The organism is Pseudomonas batumici (genome assembly GCF_036585405.1).
GTDB lineage: Bacteria > Pseudomonadota > Gammaproteobacteria > Pseudomonadales > Pseudomonadaceae > Aquipseudomonas > Aquipseudomonas batumici.
Window position 1 is genome coordinate 1,086,224 of the sequence record NZ_CP144470.1, and the last position, 17,607, is coordinate 1,103,830.

Sequence of the window (17,607 nt, forward strand, 5' to 3'; positions counted from 1 at the left end):
CGAACGCTTCAGACAGCCAGTACACGAATTACCGCGCAATAGGACAGTCCCTTATGGAAAACCAGCACCTTCTGTACGCCGGGCCGTTGATCTCTCTCGCCCTGCTCTGGGTCGTTGCCGTGGTCACGCCGGGCCCCAATTTCTTCACCACCGCCCAGCTCGCCGCCGGTAACTCGCGCAAGCATGGCGTGGCCTGCGCGCTGGGTGTCGCCACCGGCACCATCCTCTGGGGTCTGGCCGGTGGCTTGGGGATCAAGTCCCTGTTCACCGCCGCGCCATCGCTGTACCTGGCGCTGAAGATCGCCGGCGGTGCTTACCTGATCTACCTCGGCATCAAGCTGTTCCTGCGCAAGCAGCCCGCCAGCGCCGGTCAGCAGCCGACACTCCACGAACCGCGGCGCAGTCTGCTCTCGGCCTATAGCCGGGGTCTGCTGGGCAATATGACCAATCCCAAGTCAGCGCTGTTCGTGGCGACCATCTTCGCCACCACCATGCCCAGCGCCCCGCCCGCCCCGCTGCTGGCCATGGCCGTCGCGATCATGAGCAGCCTGTCCTTTTGCTGGTACGCCAGCGTGGCCCTGGTGTTTGCCAGTACGCGGATGTCAGCCTTCTACAGCCGTTGCCGCAAAGGACTGGATCGCTTCGCCGGGACTTGCTACCTGCTGTTCGGCGCGCATCTGATGGCGAATCGCTGAGTCAGGAGCGCAGGACTTCACCGTCCACCGCGTCGCCGATTTTCAGGAAATGCCCGCCGGCGACGTGGTGCAAGGTGCGCAACTCATCGTGCCCCTCAAAATGCCAGCGACCTTCGCTGAAGACCCGCGAATCGGCCTGGGCGGAAATGACTTCGGCCAGGAACAGGTCGTACTGTTCGTGGTTGCGCGGCTCCGGCAGCAACCGACACTCCAACCAGGCGACACAGCCCTCCAGCATCGGCGCATCGGTCTTCTCGCCGATGAAAGTTTCCAGACCGTAGGCATCGAACTTGTCACGACTATGATTCTGGGTCAGCTCAAGGCCGGAGGTGGTGCCGACGGTTTGCACGATATCGGCCTGGGCCACGCAGGGCACGTTGAGCACGAAGGTGCCTGAGGCCTCCAGCAGACGCCGCGTCCAGGTGGACTTGTCGATCACCACCGCCACCTTCGGCGGTTCGAAATCCAGCGGCATGGCCCAGGCGGCCGCCATGATATTGCGCTGACCGTCATGGGCGGCGCTGACCAGTACCGTAGGACCGTGATTAAGCAGGCGGTAGGCTTTGGACAACGGCACGGCAAGACGATAAGCGGCGGACATAAGCAATGTTTCCTGGCAAAAATACAGAGGGAACATCCTAGGTGAGCGCGCCGGGGAAACACAGCCCCCCTCAGCCAAGGAAACGGGATCGCCCACCTCATTTTGTGCCAGGATAATTCAACCGCAAGAGTCGGAGTGTTTGCGCCCGGCGGCCTTTCTAGACTGCACGCCCCGGATACTCCTCAAGGCAGCCTCATGCACACCCGAATGCAATCACTGGATTGGCCGGCGATCAGCCGCGACCTGGATCAGCAAGGCAATGCGCTGTTGCCCAATCTGCTCAGCCCTGACGAATGCCTGGAGCTGGCCGCCCTGTACCCACGCAAAGAGCCGTTTCGCTCCCGGGTCATCATGGCCCGCCACGGTTTCGGCCAGGGAGAATACCAATACTTCGCCTATCCGCTCCCTGCCCTGGTCCAACAACTACGCACCGAGCTCTATCCACCTCTGGCAGCGATTGCCAATGACTGGAACCAGCGCATGCAGATCGCCGTGTCCTTCCCCTCGACGCACCAGGCCCTGCTCCAGCGTTGCCATGACGCCGGCCAGCAACGCCCCACGCCATTGCTGCTGCAATATGTAGCCGGCGATTACAACTGCCTGCACCAGGACCTGTACGGCGAACAGGTGTTTCCGCTGCAAGTCGCCATTCTGCTGTCCCGCCCGGGAGAGGACTTTACCGGCGGCGAATTCGTCCTGACCGAGCAGCGCCCACGTATGCAGAGCCGCCCCCAGGTGGTCCCGCTGAAACAGGGCGATGCCGTGATCTTTGCCGTGGCCCAACGCCCGGTGCACGGCACACGCGGGTTCTATCGGGTAAATATGCGCCATGGCGTCAGCCGCGTGAACACAGGGCGGCGCCATACCCTGGGCATCATCTTTCATGACGCCACCTGACATCCCGCCCACTGGCAGTAGAATTCAACCGCAAGACTCGGAGTTTTCCCCTCTCGCCGCGCCGTTACGCTGGACGAGAACTGAATCTTCCGACAGGAGAGCACCATGAAAATCTCGACCCAAGGAAAACCCGTGGAAAATGATCCGCGCTGGCAAGCGGTACTGGCGCGGGACGCCAGCGCCGACGGGAGCTTCGTCTACGGCGTCAGGACTACGGGCGTGTATTGCCGCCCCAGCAGTAGCGCACGTCGGCCCAACCCGGAAAACGTCGAGTTCTTCGATAGCCCCGAGCAGGCCGAAGCCGCGGGCTACCGGCCGAGCCGGCGCGCCGCCGCCGACCAGACGTCGATCAATGAACAACACGTGGCCCTGGTAACCCGCGCCTGCCAGCTCATCGAAGCGTCTGAGACCTCGCCCTCGCTCAACCCCTTGGCCGAACAACTGGGACTGAGCCCTTTTCACTTCCACCGGGTGTTCAAGGCGGTCACCGGTCTTACGCCCAAGGCCTACGCCACGGCCCACCGGGCCGGCAAACTGCGGGCGCAGCTGGCACGGGGCGGCTCGGTTACCGAGGCCTTGTACGAGGCTGGCTTCAACGCCAGCAGCCGGTTCTATGAATCGTCCAATGACGTTCTGGGCATGAAACCCAGCGACTATCGCGCTGGCGGCGCCAACACCGATATTCGTTTTGCCATCGGCCAGTGCTCGTTGGGGGCGATTCTGGTGGCCCAGAGTGACCGGGGTGTCTGCGCGATCCTGCTCGGTGATGACCCGGATGCCCTGGCCAAGGACCTGCAGGACAAGTTCCCACAGGCTCACTTCATCGGTGGCGACGCGGCCTTCGAGCAACTGATCGCCAAGGTGGTGGGCTTTATCGAAGCACCGGCCATCGGCCTGGACCTGCCCCTGGACCTGCGCGGCACGGCCTTTCAGGAACGGGTCTGGCAGGCGTTGCGCAATATTCCGGTGGGCAGTACGGCGAGTTATGCCGAGATTGCGCAGATGATCGGTGCGCCGAAATCCTTCCGCGCAGTGGCCCAGGCCTGCGGCGCCAACAGCCTGGCCGTGGCGATTCCCTGCCATCGGGTGGTACGCAGCGACGGCAACCTGTCCGGTTATCGCTGGGGTGTCGAGCGCAAGCGGCAGTTGCTGGATCGGGAAGCGCAATAACACCGGCATGTTCTGGCTCAAGCACTCGATGTGGATAGGCTTGACAGAATATATTACAAGCATAATATTTTATATAGCATGACGATCGTCATGAATAAATCAACCCGTTGAGGATTACCGTCATGACAGTCAAACCCGCCGTTCTGATCACCGGTGCTTCCACCGGTATCGGTGCCGTTTATGCCGACCGCTTTGCCAAACGCGGTCACGACCTGGTGCTGGTGGCCCGGGATAAGGCTCGCATGGACAGCCTGGCCGAACGGCTGCGGGAGGAAACCGGGGTTTCGGTGGATGTGCTCCAGGCCGACCTGACCGATGCCGGCGATCTGGCACGTATCGAGTCGCGGGTTCGGGACGATGCGACTATCGGCATTCTGGTCAACAACGCCGGGATGAGCGGCACCGGGACTTTCCTGGAACAGACGCCTGATGCAGTCAGCCAGGTCATCAACCTCAACATCACCGCCCTGGCCCGCCTGACCAGCGCGATCACGCCACGCCTGGTCCAGGCGGGCACGGGCTCGATCATCAACGTCGCGTCGGTGGTCGGCCTGGCACCGGAGCTCCAGATGACGGTCTACGGGGCGACCAAGGCTTTCGTACTGTTCCTCAGCCAGGGACTGAATATCGAACTGGGTTCCAAGGGCTTGTACGTGCAGGCGGTATTGCCGGCCGCCACCCGCACCGAAATCTGGGAGCGCTCGGGCAAACGGATCGAGGACCTGCCGGCGGTGATGGAGGTCGATGACCTGGTGGACGCGGCGCTGGTGGGTTTCGATCGCCGCGAAACCGTGACCATTCCACCGCTGCCCGATGAAGGCCAGTGGAAAGCCCTGGAAGCCGCCCGCCTGACGATGCTGCCGAACTTCCGGCAGGTGCTGCCAGCGGCGCGTTATCGCAACGGCGTCTGAAGCCAGCGTCTCGACGCCACGGATCGTCTTATCCCGTAAAGCCGGATCTTGTGATCCGGCTGCTTGCGCACCGTCAGCGCACGAGCACCCGCTTGAAGCCCAGCGTCCAGCCCTGTTGCATCCCCGCCGCCGCCAGCAGGATGGCAATCACCCCGACCCACTGCACCAGCACCAGCTGATGACCGAAGGCGAACCAGTCGACGAAGATCGCCGCAATCGGATAGATAAAGGACAGCGCCCCAGTCATCGCCGTCGGCAGTTTCTGGATGGCGCCATACAACAGCACATACATCACGCCGGTGTGAACCATCCCCAGGGTCAGCAGGCTACCCCAGGCACTCGGCTGCTGGGGAAACGCCGAAATATGCGCCCAGGGCGCCAGCAGCAACACCCCGGTGCAGACCTGGACCAGGGCAATCAAATGCGGTGGCGTGCCCGTCAGGCGCTTGATGATCAGCGCAGCGATGGCATACAACAGCGCCGCCCCCAACGCCAGGCCGATGCCCAGCAGGTACTCGCCACCACTTTCTCCCGACTGTCCGTGGGCACTGACAATCGCCAGCATCCCGACAAAGGCCAGGCTCAGCCAGAACAGTTTCTGCGCGGTGATCTTCTCACCGAGAAACAGCGCCGCCAGGCCCACCAGCATGAACGGCTGAACGTTGTAGACCGCCGTGCCAATGGCAATCGAGGCCCGGGAATAGGAGGCGAACAGCAGTACCCAGTTACCGACGATGGCCACGCCGCTGAGCACCGCCAGCAGGAAGGTGGTGCGGGTCAGGATGCCAGGACGCAGAAAGCCCATCACCCCGCAGATCAGCAACAGCGTCAGCGCGCCGAACAGACAGCGCCAGAACACCACGTCCAGCACCGGCTGGCCGGACACCAGCACGAACCAGCCGATGGTTCCCGAGATCAACATGGCCGCGACCATTTCCAGCGAACCGCGATGCAGTGATGTGTTCATGAGTCAGCTCCTGTGAGTAGGCCCTTGATGGATGGCGAAAGTATGCCAAGTCCCCTGCCCGCTTCTCCAGCGCCATAAATAGGCTAGACTCTATCTTTGCCTTTCTTATCAAGGCCATTTCAAAAATTCACCTAACGAGACAGCAATGATTGATGAAATAGACCAATTGTTGATCAGCGCCTTGATGAGCGACTCGCGGCGTTCGCTGAAAGCCCTGGCACAGGTCAGCGGCCTGTCCTCGCCCAGCGTCGCGGAACGCTTGCGCCGGCTGGAAGAGCGCGGCGTGATCAAGGGCTACACCGTCGATGTCGAGCCCAAATCGTTCGGTTACCTGTTGCAGGCCATCGTGCGTATTCGCCCCCTGCCCGGCCAGTTGCAGGAAGTGGAGCGCCAGATCCAGGCGATTCCCCAGTTCACCGAATGCGACAAGGTCACCGGGGACGACTGCTTTATCGCCCGCCTGCATGTACGGGATATGGAACAACTCGATACGCTGCTGGACCGGCTCAACCACCACGCCGAAACCAACACCGCCATCGTCAAGAAGACGCCGATCAAGCGCCGCTTGCCGCCCATGACATGAAATCATCCGCTCGGCGCCTCCGCGGAAAAGAACACCCCGTCGCAGGGGAATGCAGCATCAGGCCGGTCGCCAGGCGCACTTGAGCCAGCGAAGATACACAGCCGGCACGCTATAAGAAGTCGCCCACAGCCTGATAGGCCGAAACCTTCAGTGCGCGCGGGGGCCGTCGGCTGGCGAAGGCTCGCGGCTAGGTTATCATTCACCCATCACCCCCTATTCACCGGATATTTTCCCATGCCCACTCTTACCCAAGTCGCTCCCGCCCGAGGCTGGTCGCTCTGGTGGAAACCGCTGCTGTTTCTCGCCGTAGCCGCCATCGGCCTGTACTACGTCAAATGGTCACCCTACTACGCCAAGGCCTTCGTCGCCGCCGACAGCCACAGCATCGGCGGCTCGATCATCAACGACAATCCGGCCTCACCGGTGGCCGCCGCACTGGCCTACGCCCAGGTGTACTTCCTGGCGATCTGGAAAGCCGCGGTGCTGGCGGTGATCCTCGGCTCGCTGCTGCAAGTGCTGATTCCCCGCGACTGGCTGCTGCGCCTGTTCGGGCGCGCCGGCTTCGCCTCGACCCTGCGCGGTGGGCTGTTCGCCCTGCCCGGCATGATGTGCTCGTGCTGCGCGGCGCCGGTGGCCGCCGGGATGCGTCGACAGAATGTCTCGGTGGGTGCGGCTTTGGCCTTCTGGATCGCCAACCCGGTGCTCAACCCGGCGACCCTGGTGTTCATGGGCTTCGTCCTGGGCTGGGGCTTCACCGCGATCCGGCTGGTGGCGGGCCTGGTGCTGGTGCTGGGGGTTTCGCTGGTGGCACAGCGGGTCGCTCGCCCGGAGATCCTGCCGGAAGCGGCGGTGGAAGCCGTGGTCGATGCCAGCAGCCCGGACCAGCGCAGCTTCATGGCCCGCTGGGGCAAGACCCTGTGGCAGTTGTTCTGGACCACCATCCCGATCTATATCCTGGCGGTGCTGTTGCTGGGCGCGGCGCGGGTCTGGCTGTTCCCCCACGTTGATGGTGCCATGGGCAACAGCCTGTTGTGGCTGGTACCGCTGGCGATTATCGGGACCTTGTTCGTGATTCCGACGGCGGCCGAGATTCCCATCGTGCAGACCATGATGACCCTGGGCCTGGGCACCGCGCCGGCGGTGGCGCTGCTGATGACCCTGCCGAGCGTCAGCCTGCCGTCGCTGCTGATGCTGCGCAAGGAGTTCGACGCCAAGGTGCTGGTGACCGTGGCCGTGCTGACGATGCTGGTGGGCGTGGCCAGCGGGCTGGTGGCCATGCTGGTCCTGTAAGACGCCATAAAACTGTGGGAGCTGGCTTGCCGGCTCCCACAGGCTCCGTGATCTTCCAGAAATTTGGCGGTGCGCCATGGAATATGGATTCAGCCCCGCTGACGGCGGCTCTTGAGATACTCCAGCACCGCCGCCCGCTCCCCGGCAAACTCGATCCGGCCGCCTTTGCTTTCACGCTGGAAGGCATACATCGGGTCGTAATATTCGCTCAACAAGCCTTCGATCCAAGCCCGGTGCAGATCCACCGCGCCACTGCGCGCCTGCTCTTCCAGCGCCGCCTGCATCAAGGCCTTCATCCGCTGATGCCGCTCGCCCCCCAGGCGCTTGTGGATGTTGTCCAGACTGCCCAGCAGACGCTCGGCAAACAACCGCATGCCCTGCTCGGCATGCACCGCGATGAATTCCGCGCAGAGCCCGACCACATAGTCACGCAGGATACGCTCGACCCGGCCCTCCAGGCTGTCCTCGAGCCAGACCATGGAAAACCGCTGCATCCCCTGGTACAGCGCCAGCGGCAAGGAGCAGCGCCCGACCATGCGACTTTCATCTTCCAGCACGAAGGACTCGATGCCGCGATTCCGCTTCTTCAGCAGGTCCACAGCCAGGCGGTTTTCAAAGTCGATATTCGACGGCTGGCCGGTGGCGCGCTTGCCGAAGCTGGAGCCACGATGGTTGGCGTGCCCCTCCAGGTCCAGGCTGTTTTCCAGCTGGACGATCACATCGGTCTTGCCCGTGCCGGTCATGCCTCCCAGCAAGACGAAATCCGCCTGCGCCACGGCCTGCTCGACGGTCTGCAACAGAAAGCTGCGCATGGCCTTGTAGCCACCGCCGACCCGCGGGTAGTCGATCCCTGCGTCGTGCTTGAGCCACTGCTGGACGATCTGCGAACGCAGCCCGCCACGGAAGCAATACAGCGCACCGTCGGGATGGGCGCGGGCAAAGTCGGCCCAGGCCTGGAGTCGGGCCGCCTTGACCTCACCGCACACCAGTTGGTGCCCGAGGACGATGGCGGCCTGCTGCCCATGCTGCTTGTAGCAGGTGCCGACCCGTTGCCGCTCAAGATCGTTCATCAGCGGCAGGTTGACCACTCCGGGAAAGGCCCCCTTGCTGAATTCGACCGGAGCCCGGGTATCCATCATCGGCGTGTCATTGAGAAACAGACTGCGGTAGTCGGTGATATCGAGGGACATCAATGCACCTCTACCGCGTGGCTCTGTCGCTCCACCAGTTGACCGATGGGCTCGAGCTTCAGGCCCAGCTCGGCAGCCACGGCGAGGAACTCCGCCTCGCCTTCGGCGGTGACCGCCACCAGCAGTCCGCCGCTGGTCTGCGGGTCGCACAGCACACGCTTGTGCAGCTCGCGCAGAGGACCGACCTTGCTGGCGTAGCTGTCGAAATTACGCAGGGTGCCGCCAGGCACGCAGCCCTGGTCCAGGTAATACTCGATCGTCGGCAGGCGCGGCACCTGCTCATAGACGATACGGGCGGTCAGGCCACTGCCGTCGGCCATTTCCACCAGGTGGCCGAGCAGGCCGAATCCGGTGACGTCGGTCATCGCGGTGACGCCCGCCAGCTTGCCGAAGCGGCTGCCGGGTTTGTTCAGGGTGCACATCCAGTCCCGGGCCACGCCCACGTCTTCACTGCGCAACTTGCCTTTCTTTTCCGCCGTGGTCAGTACGCCGATGCCCAGGGGTTTGGTCAGGTACAGCGTGCAGCCGGCCGTCGCGGTGTCGTTGCGCTTCATATGGCGCTTGTCCACCAGACCGGTCACCGCCAGGCCGAAAATCGGTTCGGGAGCATCGATGGAGTGGCCACCGGCCAAGGGGATACCCGCCGCGTCGCACACCGCGCGACCGCCGCGAATCACTTCCCGGGCGATTTCCGGGGCCAGCTGGTTCACCGGCCAGCCAAGAATGGCGATGGCCATCAGCGGGTCGCCGCCCATGGCGTAGATGTCGCTGATGGCGTTAGTCGCGGCAATTCGACCGAAGTCGAAAGGATCGTCGACGATCGGCATGAAAAAGTCGGTGGTGGAGACCACGCCGCGCTCTTCATCGATGGCATACACCGCGGCATCGTCGCGCGAGGCATTGCCGACCCAGAGTTTCGGGTCGAGGTTCTGGGCGCCACTGCCGGCCAGGATGACTTCCAGCACCTGGGGCGAAATCTTGCAGCCACAGCCCGCGCCGTGGCTGTACTGGGTCAGACGAATCGGTTCGCTCATCGGTACACCTCAATCCGTTCAAATTCTCCGAGTTTAACAGACCCGCCGACACCCGGCCCGGCTCAGACATGACCCCAGCGTGAGCTTGCAGGATTCGATCAAGCAGCCTGGACGGTGCTAGGCTGAATCTCCGTGATCCCCTATGAGACCCAGCCCATGACTGCTTCGCACACACCGTCCCCGGTCAACTTCGCGGAAAAGCTCGCCCTGTTCAATGAACACTGGCAACCCCGGATCATCGCTGAAATGAACGATTACCAGTTCAAGGTTGTGAAGGTAGAAGGCGATTTCGTCTGGCACTCCCATGCCGATACCGACGAGACGTTCATCATCCTTGAAGGTGTGCTGCGCATCGACTTTCGCGATCGCCAGGTGCATCTGGCGGCAGGGGAAATGCTGGTGGTGCCCAAGGGCGTCGAACACAAGCCGTTCGCCGAGCGGGAGGTCAAGATGCTATTGATCGAGCCGCGCGGGGTGATCAATACAGGGGAAGAAGGCGGCGATATGACAGCCAGCAACGATGTCTGGGTCTGAAGCGTTTTTGAAGAACACCGCAAACCTGTAGGAGCAGCCGGTCGACGCTCGATTGCTGGCGATGACAACCGAACAGGCGATGCAAGACTCACCGGCCTCATCGTCGGAACGCCGCCCGCAGCAAGCTGGCTCCTACAGAAGATCGCGCTCCACCCACAGGCGGAGCGCGCTTCAGGTCAAGCCGACAACGAATAGATCAACGCCGAAATCGCCACCAGGCCCACCAGCGTCACGAACACGTTGGACATCTGCCCCGAATACTGACGCATCGCCGGCACCCGGCGGATCGCGTACATCGGCATCAGGAACAGCAACGCCGCGATGATCGGCCCGCCCAGGGTCTCGATCATGCCGAGAATGCTCGGGTTCAAGGTCGCCACCAGCCAGCACACCACCAGCATGAACGCCGCGGTCATCCGGTCCAGGGCCTTGGCGCCCGGCTTGCGACCGCTCTTGGCGATCAGGCCCTTGAGGCCTTCGCTGGCACCGATGTAGTGCCCCAGGAAGGACTTGGCAATCGCCACGAAGGCAATCAACGGCGCCGCGAAGGCGATGGTCGGGTTGCTGAAGTGGTTGGCCAGGTACGACAGGATCGACAGGTTCTGCGCCTTGGCTTCGGCCAGTTGCGCCGGCGACAGGGTCAACACGCAGCTGAAGACGAAGAACAGCACCATCACCACCATCAGCAGGTGCGCCCGCGACAGGATCTGCGAGCTGCGCTCTTCGGCGTGGGCGCCATGACGACGCTTCTGGTCAACCGCGAAGGCCGAGATGATCGGCGAATGGTTGAAGGAGAACACCATCACCGGAATCGCCAGCCACAAGGTGTGCAGCAATGCCGACGACTCGGGCAGGCTGCCGGCCGTGGCGAGGATGCCGCCGTTCCAGTGCGGGACCAGGTACACCGCCAGGAACAGCAAGGCGACGATGAACGGATAGACCATCAGGCTCATGGCCTTGACGATCACCTGCTCGCCGCAGCGTACCACCACCAGCAGGCCGAGGATCAGCATCAGCGACAGCAGCGCCCGGGGCGGCGGCACGAGGTGCAGCTGGTGCTCGAGGAAACTGCCGACGGTATTGGTCAGCGCCACGCTGTAGATCAGCAGGATCGGAAAGATCGCGAAGAAATACAGCAAGGTGATCAGCGCCCCGGCCTTGAGGCCGAAGTGTTCCTCCACCACTTCGGTGATGTCCGCGCCATCGCGGCCGGAGAGCACGAAACGGGTCAGGCCACGGTGGGCGTAGAAGGTCATGGGGAACGCCAGCAGCGCCAGGACCAGCAACGGCCAGAAGCCGCCCAGCCCCGCGTTGATCGGCAGGAACAAGGTGCCCGCGCCGATGGCCGTGCCAAACAGGCCCAGCATCCAGGTGGTGTCTTGGCGGCTCCAGCTGCTCAGTGCAGCAGGCGCCGATTCATAGCGTTCGTCGACGCTGTTGGCCTGGTCAGTCATCCGGTCGAATCTCCGTTAGCCGGTCATTACCACGCGACCGGGACGGATAAAAACAGGTCACTGGCAGCGTCCCGGCCAATAAGAGGGGCGCGATTGTCCGGGATTAAGCTTGAGAAGCAAAGGGTTAGCTGAGTAACGGTGTACTGCGCCGGCAGTTTTATCAGCCATCGCGCGCAGAGTATTGATACACTGTAACAATCAAATCCAGCCTTTCGATCAGTGCTTTCCCATGACCTCCGTGCAATGTCGTGCCTGTTTCACCACCCTTCTTCTACTGCTGGGCAGCCCGGCGGCCCTGGCTGACGACCTGATCATCACCTGGCCCGGCGACTGGGAGGTGCAGACCCTGCCCCCGGCCCAAAACGCAGCGGGCGAAGTCATCAGCGGCCTGCGCCAGCGCGCGGTGAAGAATGATCCCAACGGCGACCCGCTGATGGTCATGGAATTGACCGAGTCGGCGCTCAACCCCGGTCATGAAGTCAACCTCCCCGGCGTTTTACTGGAGATGCGCAAGGCGGTGCAGAAGAATTTTGTCGAGCGCGGGTTCATGAGCGTGTGCAACCGTATTCACGACAGCACCCTGGGCGGCATGCCCGCAGTGGAAACCACCTGCACCATCACCCAGAACGGCGGTCACGTGATGACCCAGACCCTGGTGGCCGCGACCCGCGATGGCAAGGCCTATTCCTTGGCCTATGCAGGCTCCGCGGACGGCTACAAGAGTGTGGAACCGGTGGTCAACGGCATCAGGGCGAGCCTGCGCCTGCAGCCCTGATAGCGGCTCCTGCCGGGCTGGCGTATGCCCTACCCGGCCAGGAATCCCCGGGCCATGCCGCTGGCGGCAATCACGATCAGCATGATCAACAGCGCTTCGATATGGCTGATCCGGGCGAACAGCCGGGCTCGGCCGATGTCGATGGGCGCCCCTTTCTTCAGCGCGATACGCCATTTGATCAAGCTGATCATCGGCGCCAGTTCCAGCAGCAGGATAATCACGAACAGGGTCAACTTGAGGTGGAACAGCGGCTGGTGCAGGTAGTAATCCGTGCCCTTCTCGAAACCGCCGAAAGCCCGCAGGGCACCGCTGATCAACAGGATGGCGGCGCTGATGCCCCACAGATTGTCCCAGATGAACACCTGCCGCAGCTCGGCCGGGCTTGTGCCGGCGAGGCGGCGCAACGCCCCGCCTCGTCCGAATACCGCCGCCAGGGCGATACCGAAGGCCAGAAGGTGAAGTGCTGCCAGGGACCAGTGTGCGAGCATCGGATTGTCTCCTTGAATGGGCAAGACAGTTGTAGCTCAGCCCGCACGCTTTTGCCCGGTCCGCCAGCGTCCCTGCTCAGGGCAGCAGGATCACCTTGTCGCTGCCCCCCTGGTTGACCTCGGCATAGCGCGCCAGGCCCTCGGACAGCGGCGACTCCAGCAGCCCCATCGGCAGCTCCAGCAAGCCCTCGTCAAAGAAGCGCCCGAACTGATCGAGCATCCGCGCACAGGCCTCGGTGCCGTAGAGCAACGAGTTGATCCCGACCACCGAACCACCCTTGCGATACAGGGCCAGGGCCGGCAACTGCACGTGACCGTCCGCCGGCGCGGCGATGATCGCGATCCGGCCGAAGGGCGCCAGGGCTGGCACGGCCGCCGGCAGCCAGAAACCGGTGGTGTCGAAGATCACGTCGGCACCGCCCGGGAAGACCTGGTTGACCGAGGCCGCCAGGTCCTCCGGCTTGTCCAGCTGGATCGCGGCAATCCCCTTGTCCTCCAGCGCCTTGACCTGCTCCGCACGCCGCACCGCGCCCAGCACCCGCGCCCCACGGATCTTCGCCAGGGCCAGTGCGGCGCTGCCGACGGCACCGTTGGCACCGATCACCAGCAGGCGCGTGTCGGCCTTCACCAGGCTGCGCTCAAGGGCGTCCCAGGCGGTGGTGAACGGCACACCGAGGCTGGCGGCCTGGGCGAAGCTCAGGTGAGTCGGCTTGATCGCCACGCCGCTGGCGGGCAGGGTCAGGTATTGGGCATGGGAACCGTCACCGGTGAAGCCCAGCTCCTTGCCGGTGCCCCAGACTTCCTGGCCGAGCAGCGCTTGCGGCCCTTCGATCACCACACCGGCGAAATCCCGGCCGGGAATCCGTGGCAGCGTGGTGTAGGAGAAACGACCCAGCACGTTTTTCACATCGCTGGGGTTCAGGCCGGCCGCCTTGATCTGCACCAGAACTTCTCCGGCAGCCGGTACAGGCGTGGGCACGTCGACCAGTTGCAGGGCCGAGAGGTCGCCGGTTTTCGAAAATTGCAGGGCTTTCATAAGGTATGCATCCAGTCAGAGAAAAAAACAGTGGATTCAGGACAGCCAGCCGGCGACCAATTGCTTGCCCAGGGGCCAGGCCTTTTCCCCCAGTTGCATACCCAGAAGGCCAACCAGGGCCACGGCGGGCGGTGCCGGGGAACGGAAGTCGAGCCCGCCGTAAAGCAGGCCGACGGCGATGCCAATGGCGAGAGAAATAAGATAGCTCATGACGAACTCCAGGCTCGGTGAGGGAATGCCCAGAGTCTATGGCCGGTAAAGCAGGGGCGTCGGTCAAAGGCTTCTGAATTTCGGCCAACCCGCTTCCCCCTCCTTACTTGTAGGAGCAGCCGGTCGATGGTATCCGTCCGGCCAAGTCATCTACCCGACTCCGCAAAACCAGGACAGGGTGTGCACTTAAATCCAAGTGGGCACCAGCCGATCAGATGGGAAATCGTTGAGGGCAGTTTAAGTTGTTGGATCAATCCGAGGCTGGGATCTGCCTGGAGGGCTCCTGCTTCGGTTTGCTCTTGCTGAGAACGAACCACACCGCTAAGCAAATAAGCCCGCCGCCGTACAAATGTGCGGCCGAAAGATGTTCACCAAGGAACATCACACCCCACAGCACGCCGAAGGGAGGGATAAGGAAGGTCACGGTCAGCGAACGCACCGGCCCAATATCGGCGATCAAGCGGAAATACAGAATGTACGCACACGCGGTACAGATGAAACCCACCGCAACCAGTGCGATCCAAACCGTCGAGTTACCCCAAGTCGCCGGTGGACTCACTGCGGCTGAGATTCCGAAGAACGGCGCGAGAAACAGCGTCGCACCAATCTGGCTGCCAAAAGCTACGAGTTTCGCGTCCAGCCCCCCCTTATCAGCGACCCATCGTTTGGTCAGAAATCCTGCTACGCCGTAGCAACCGGTGGCGACTAAACACGCCAACGCGCCCGTGACCACGGTGATTGAAAGTGTGACGGGGCCGGTGGTGGTCAGCAGCGTAATGCCCATCAAGCCGATCAACACGCCGGCGGCCTTTTTCGGTGTCAATGAATCGCTGAAACACATCCAACCGATCATCACCCCCATCAGCGGCGTGGTCGCATTAAAAATTGCCGAATAACCGGCAGGTAACAACAATGCGGCCACGCTATACATCAAAAATGGGATGCCAGAATTGATAACACCCAACACCATGGTCTCCTTCAGCTTGCCTTTGAAGTCGACTTTGGTTTTCAAAATGGCAAGAATGACGGCCAAGCCAATGGCGCCCAACACTACGCGAAAAAATGCAGTCGGCAATGCGCCCAAAACAGGAGCCGCGATGCGCATGAAGAGAAAGCTGGCGCCCCAGATCGCCGCCAGAACAAGTAGTCGAACATAATCGGATAATCTCATGGGTTACCTTCACCGCTGTTCGTTAACTAAAAAATGACTCAAGAACTGCGCAGCTGATGCCGGGCAATCCAAAAAGTGACTGGAATGGTTAGGAGCAAAGGCCAGATAAACGGAAGCCATGGTGGACCCCTCTAGGTTTGGAGCCTTACGGTAAAGATATTCACACTGTGCTCGCACCCCGATTCTTGCTGCCGAAAATGGGTATGCGTTCGGGCATCACGACTTGCGCGATTAGACCGGTTGTCACCTATGCGGTAGCAACTGATCGATTTCACTCGCCCGCTGCGTCGGCAGGCGCGTGAGTGTGGGATTTCGAGGTAGATCATGGTCGGAGTGATATCCGATCGTGACGCCGACGATGGTAATGGCCGGACGGATACGGTCGACGGTCGCTAGCCCGCCGGGTAATGGGACGGCGCAACCCCCAGGGCGCGCCGGAACATGTCGCTGAAGCTGCTGGGCGAATAGCCCAGCGCCCGGGCGATACGACTCACCGGTACGCCCTGGATCAGTTCCGCCACGGCGGTCGCCAGCTGCACCTGACGCCGCCATTCGGCGAAACCCATGCCCAACTCGCCCTGGAACAGGCGCGCCAGGGTCCGCACACTGGCCCCGGCCGATTGCGCGTGCTGTTCGAACGAAATGTCCAGGGACGGTGCACTCATGACCGCCTGGCACAGGTTCATCAGCCGGCGGTCAGTGGCCGACGGCATGGGAATCTTCAGAAACGCCCGCCGCGCCCGCTTGAGCTCCAGCAGCGCCAGGTTGACCAGCGCTTCGTAATAGTCGCTCCGGGGATCCTCGCCCTGCTCCACCAGATGCACGATCAATTCGCGCAGCAGCCCGCCGACCTCGATCACCTGGACCGTGCTTTCCAGGGTCTCGGCCAACGCCGGGCGCAGGTAGATATTGCGCATCTGCAGGTCTGACACCACCCGGATCCCATGGGAGACGCCAGGCGGCAGCCACACCGCGCGCTGCGGCGGCACCGCCAGGGCTTCGTGGGGCGTCTCGACCCACATCACCCCCGACATCGCATACAGCAATTGGCCCCAGACATGGGCGTGGGGCTCGATGAACAAGCCCCGCGGATAGGTCCGCGCCAGCGGCTGTACGGGCCTGTCGGTGTCGCTCAGGTCCGGGGGTGTGGCCAGGGCCATGGTTCAGCCGGCCACCGGTGTACGCATGGTGACGAACTCTTCCGCCGCCGTCGGGTGCACGCCGATGGTTTCGTCGAAATGCTGCTTGGTGGCGCCGGCCTTCAGGGCGATCGCCAACCCCTGGACGATTTCCCCGGCCTCCGGCCCGACCATGTGGCAACCCAGCACCTTGTCGGTCTTGGCGTCCACCACCAGCTTCATCAGGGTCCGCTCCTGGCACTCGGTCAGGGTCAACTTCATCGGCCGGAACCGGCTTTCGAAGATCTGCACGTCGTAGCCCTGCTCCCGCGCCTGCTCTTCGCTCAGGCCCACGGTACCGATATTGGGCAGGCTGAACACCGCCGTCGGGATCATCGCGTAGTCCACCGGACGATACTGCTCGGGCTTGAACAACCGACGGGCCACCGCCATGCCTTCGGCCAGGGCCACCGGGGTCAATTGCACACGGCCGATGACATCGCCCAGGGCGAGGATCGACGGTTCGCTGGTCTGGTACAGCTCGTCGACCTGGATGAAGCCGTTCTTGTCCAGCTTCACCCCGGTGTTTTCCAGGCCCAGGTTGTCCAGCATCGGACGCCGGCCGGTGGCGTAGAAGATGCAATCGGCCTCCAGCTCGCGACCGTCCTTGAGGGTGGCCTTGAGGCTGCCATCGGCCTGCTTGTCGATCCGCTCGATATCGGCGTTGAAGTTCAGGCCCAGGCCGCGCTTGGTCAGCTCTTCCTGCAGGTGACGGCGGACCGAACCGTCGAAACCGCGCAGGAACAGCTCGCCGCGATACAGCAACTGGGTGTCGGCGCCCAGGCCGTGGAAGATCCCGGCGAACTCGACGGCGATATACCCGCCGCCCACCACCAGGATGCGCTTGGGCAGTTCCTTGAGGAAAAACGCTTCATTGGAGCCGATGGCGTGCTCGCTGCCGGGGATATCCGGAATCTGTGGCCAGCCACCGGTGGCGATCAGGATATGTTTGGCGCTGTAGCGTTGGCCATTGACTTCAACCTGATGCGGGTCCACCAGCTTGCCGTGGCCTTCGATCAGGGTCACGCCGCTGTTGACCAGCAAGCTGCGATAGATGCCGTTCAGACGCTGGATTTCGCGGTCCTTGTTGGCAATCAGGGTCGCCCAGTCGAAGTCCGCTTCGCCCAGCGACCAGCCGAAGCCCTGGGCCTGTTCGAAGTCCTCGGCGAAATGCGCGCCGTACACCAGCAGCTTTTTCGGCACACAACCGACGTTGACGCAGGTGCCGCCCAGATAGCGGCTTTCGACCACCGCCACCTTGGCGCCAAACCCCGCGGCAAACCGCGCCGCACGCACACCGCCGGAACCGGCACCAATTACAAACAGGTCAAAATCGTAGGCCATTTCAATCTCCTCGGCAGGCGCACAGCATACCCGCTGTAGCCTTCTGGGTCAGCGTCAGAAATATGTGGGGGCGTGTGGA

General features: G+C 62.7%; 19 protein-coding genes. 8 read left to right on the forward strand and 11 right to left on the reverse strand.

The genetic code is table 11. The annotated features are described in order from the left end of the window. Positions 1–53 precede the first annotated feature (53 nt). Positions 54–695, forward strand: a complete 642-nt coding sequence (locus tag NUH87_RS04470; protein ID WP_338524936.1) for a LysE family translocator — start codon at positions 54–56, stop codon at positions 693–695. A 1-nt stretch (position 696) separates the two neighbouring features. On the opposite strand, the gene NUH87_RS04475 is transcribed toward NUH87_RS04470, so the two are convergent. Then, entirely contained in the window at positions 697–1,296 is a 600-nt protein-coding gene (locus NUH87_RS04475; protein ID WP_338524937.1) for a flavin reductase family protein, read from the reverse strand. A 195-nt stretch (positions 1,297–1,491) separates the two neighbouring features. On the opposite strand from NUH87_RS04475, the gene NUH87_RS04480 reads away from it, so the two are divergent. From NUH87_RS04480 to NUH87_RS04490, 3 genes are all read left to right on the forward strand, one after another. Next, a complete protein-coding gene (locus NUH87_RS04480; RefSeq protein WP_338524938.1) occupies positions 1,492–2,193 on the forward strand; it encodes a 2OG-Fe(II) oxygenase in 702 nt (233 codons plus the stop codon). Between the two features lie 105 nt (positions 2,194–2,298). Then, positions 2,299–3,363, forward strand: a complete 1,065-nt coding sequence (ada, locus tag NUH87_RS04485) for a bifunctional DNA-binding transcriptional regulator/O6-methylguanine-DNA methyltransferase Ada (protein ID WP_338524939.1) — start codon at positions 2,299–2,301, stop codon at positions 3,361–3,363. Positions 3,364–3,485: 122 nt separating this feature from the next. Beyond that, positions 3,486–4,274, forward strand: coding sequence for an SDR family oxidoreductase (locus tag NUH87_RS04490; protein ID WP_338524940.1), 789 nt, complete (start codon positions 3,486–3,488; stop codon positions 4,272–4,274). A gap of 73 nt (positions 4,275–4,347) precedes the next feature. Here NUH87_RS04490 and NUH87_RS04495 read toward each other — a convergent pair whose 3' ends face one another. Continuing rightward, positions 4,348–5,241: a DMT family transporter gene (locus NUH87_RS04495; RefSeq protein ID WP_338524941.1), complete on the reverse strand. Its 894-nt coding sequence runs from the start codon at positions 5,239–5,241 to the stop codon at positions 4,348–4,350. A gap of 145 nt (positions 5,242–5,386) precedes the next feature. Here NUH87_RS04495 and NUH87_RS04500 point away from each other — a divergent pair, with 145 nt between their 5' ends. Further along, a complete protein-coding gene (locus NUH87_RS04500; RefSeq protein ID WP_338524942.1) occupies positions 5,387–5,824 on the forward strand; it encodes an Lrp/AsnC family transcriptional regulator in 438 nt (145 codons plus the stop codon). A 234-nt stretch (positions 5,825–6,058) separates the two neighbouring features. Beyond that, positions 6,059–7,114, forward strand: coding sequence for a permease (locus NUH87_RS04505; protein WP_338524943.1), 1,056 nt, complete (start codon positions 6,059–6,061; stop codon positions 7,112–7,114). 89 nt (positions 7,115–7,203) lie between these two features. Here NUH87_RS04505 and mnmH read toward each other — a convergent pair whose 3' ends face one another. Beyond that, complete coding sequence (mnmH, locus tag NUH87_RS04510) at positions 7,204–8,304, reverse strand: tRNA 2-selenouridine(34) synthase MnmH (RefSeq protein ID WP_338524944.1); 1,101 nt, start codon at positions 8,302–8,304, stop codon at positions 7,204–7,206. After that, positions 8,304–9,338, reverse strand: a complete 1,035-nt coding sequence (gene selD / locus NUH87_RS04515) for a selenide, water dikinase SelD (protein WP_338524945.1) — start codon at positions 9,336–9,338, stop codon at positions 8,304–8,306. The genes mnmH and selD overlap by 1 nt, the downstream gene beginning before the upstream one ends. Before the next feature lie 156 nt (positions 9,339–9,494). Here selD and NUH87_RS04520 point away from each other — a divergent pair, with 156 nt between their 5' ends. Further along, positions 9,495–9,872, forward strand: a complete 378-nt coding sequence (locus NUH87_RS04520) for a cupin domain-containing protein (protein ID WP_338524946.1) — start codon at positions 9,495–9,497, stop codon at positions 9,870–9,872. Between the two features lie 176 nt (positions 9,873–10,048). Here the strand turns inward: NUH87_RS04520 and NUH87_RS04525 are convergent, their stop codons facing one another. Beyond that, positions 10,049–11,326 carry a serine/threonine transporter gene (locus NUH87_RS04525; RefSeq protein WP_338524947.1) on the reverse strand — a complete coding sequence of 426 codons (1,278 nt, stop codon included), beginning with the start codon at positions 11,324–11,326 and terminating at the stop codon, positions 10,049–10,051. A gap of 229 nt (positions 11,327–11,555) precedes the next feature. Between NUH87_RS04525 and NUH87_RS04530 the strand changes: the two genes are divergently transcribed. Then, positions 11,556–12,101, forward strand: a complete 546-nt coding sequence (locus tag NUH87_RS04530) for a DUF4946 domain-containing protein (RefSeq protein ID WP_040068369.1) — start codon at positions 11,556–11,558, stop codon at positions 12,099–12,101. A 29-nt stretch (positions 12,102–12,130) separates the two neighbouring features. Here NUH87_RS04530 and NUH87_RS04535 read toward each other — a convergent pair whose 3' ends face one another. The 6 genes from NUH87_RS04535 to gorA form a co-directional block, all read right to left on the reverse strand. Beyond that, positions 12,131–12,589 carry a DUF2214 family protein gene (locus NUH87_RS04535; protein ID WP_338524948.1) on the reverse strand — a complete coding sequence of 153 codons (459 nt, stop codon included), beginning with the start codon at positions 12,587–12,589 and terminating at the stop codon, positions 12,131–12,133. Positions 12,590–12,665: 76 nt separating this feature from the next. Further along, the gene (locus NUH87_RS04540) at positions 12,666–13,625 is read right to left on the reverse strand and encodes a zinc-binding alcohol dehydrogenase family protein (protein ID WP_338524949.1); all 960 of its coding nucleotides are present in this window, start codon (positions 13,623–13,625) and stop codon (positions 12,666–12,668) included. A 36-nt stretch (positions 13,626–13,661) separates the two neighbouring features. Then, positions 13,662–13,835: a DUF1427 family protein gene (locus NUH87_RS04545; RefSeq protein WP_084615061.1), complete on the reverse strand. Its 174-nt coding sequence runs from the start codon at positions 13,833–13,835 to the stop codon at positions 13,662–13,664. 250 nt (positions 13,836–14,085) lie between these two features. Beyond that, positions 14,086–15,006, reverse strand: coding sequence for a DMT family transporter (locus NUH87_RS04550; protein WP_338524950.1), 921 nt, complete (start codon positions 15,004–15,006; stop codon positions 14,086–14,088). A 392-nt stretch (positions 15,007–15,398) separates the two neighbouring features. Beyond that, on the reverse strand, positions 15,399–16,166 hold the full coding sequence (locus tag NUH87_RS04555) for a helix-turn-helix transcriptional regulator (RefSeq protein WP_338524951.1): 768 nt from the start codon (positions 16,164–16,166) through the stop codon (positions 15,399–15,401). 3 nt (positions 16,167–16,169) lie between these two features. Next, positions 16,170–17,528, reverse strand: coding sequence for a glutathione-disulfide reductase (gene gorA, locus NUH87_RS04560; RefSeq protein WP_338524952.1), 1,359 nt, complete (start codon positions 17,526–17,528; stop codon positions 16,170–16,172). Between the last annotated feature and the right edge of the window lie 79 nt (positions 17,529–17,607).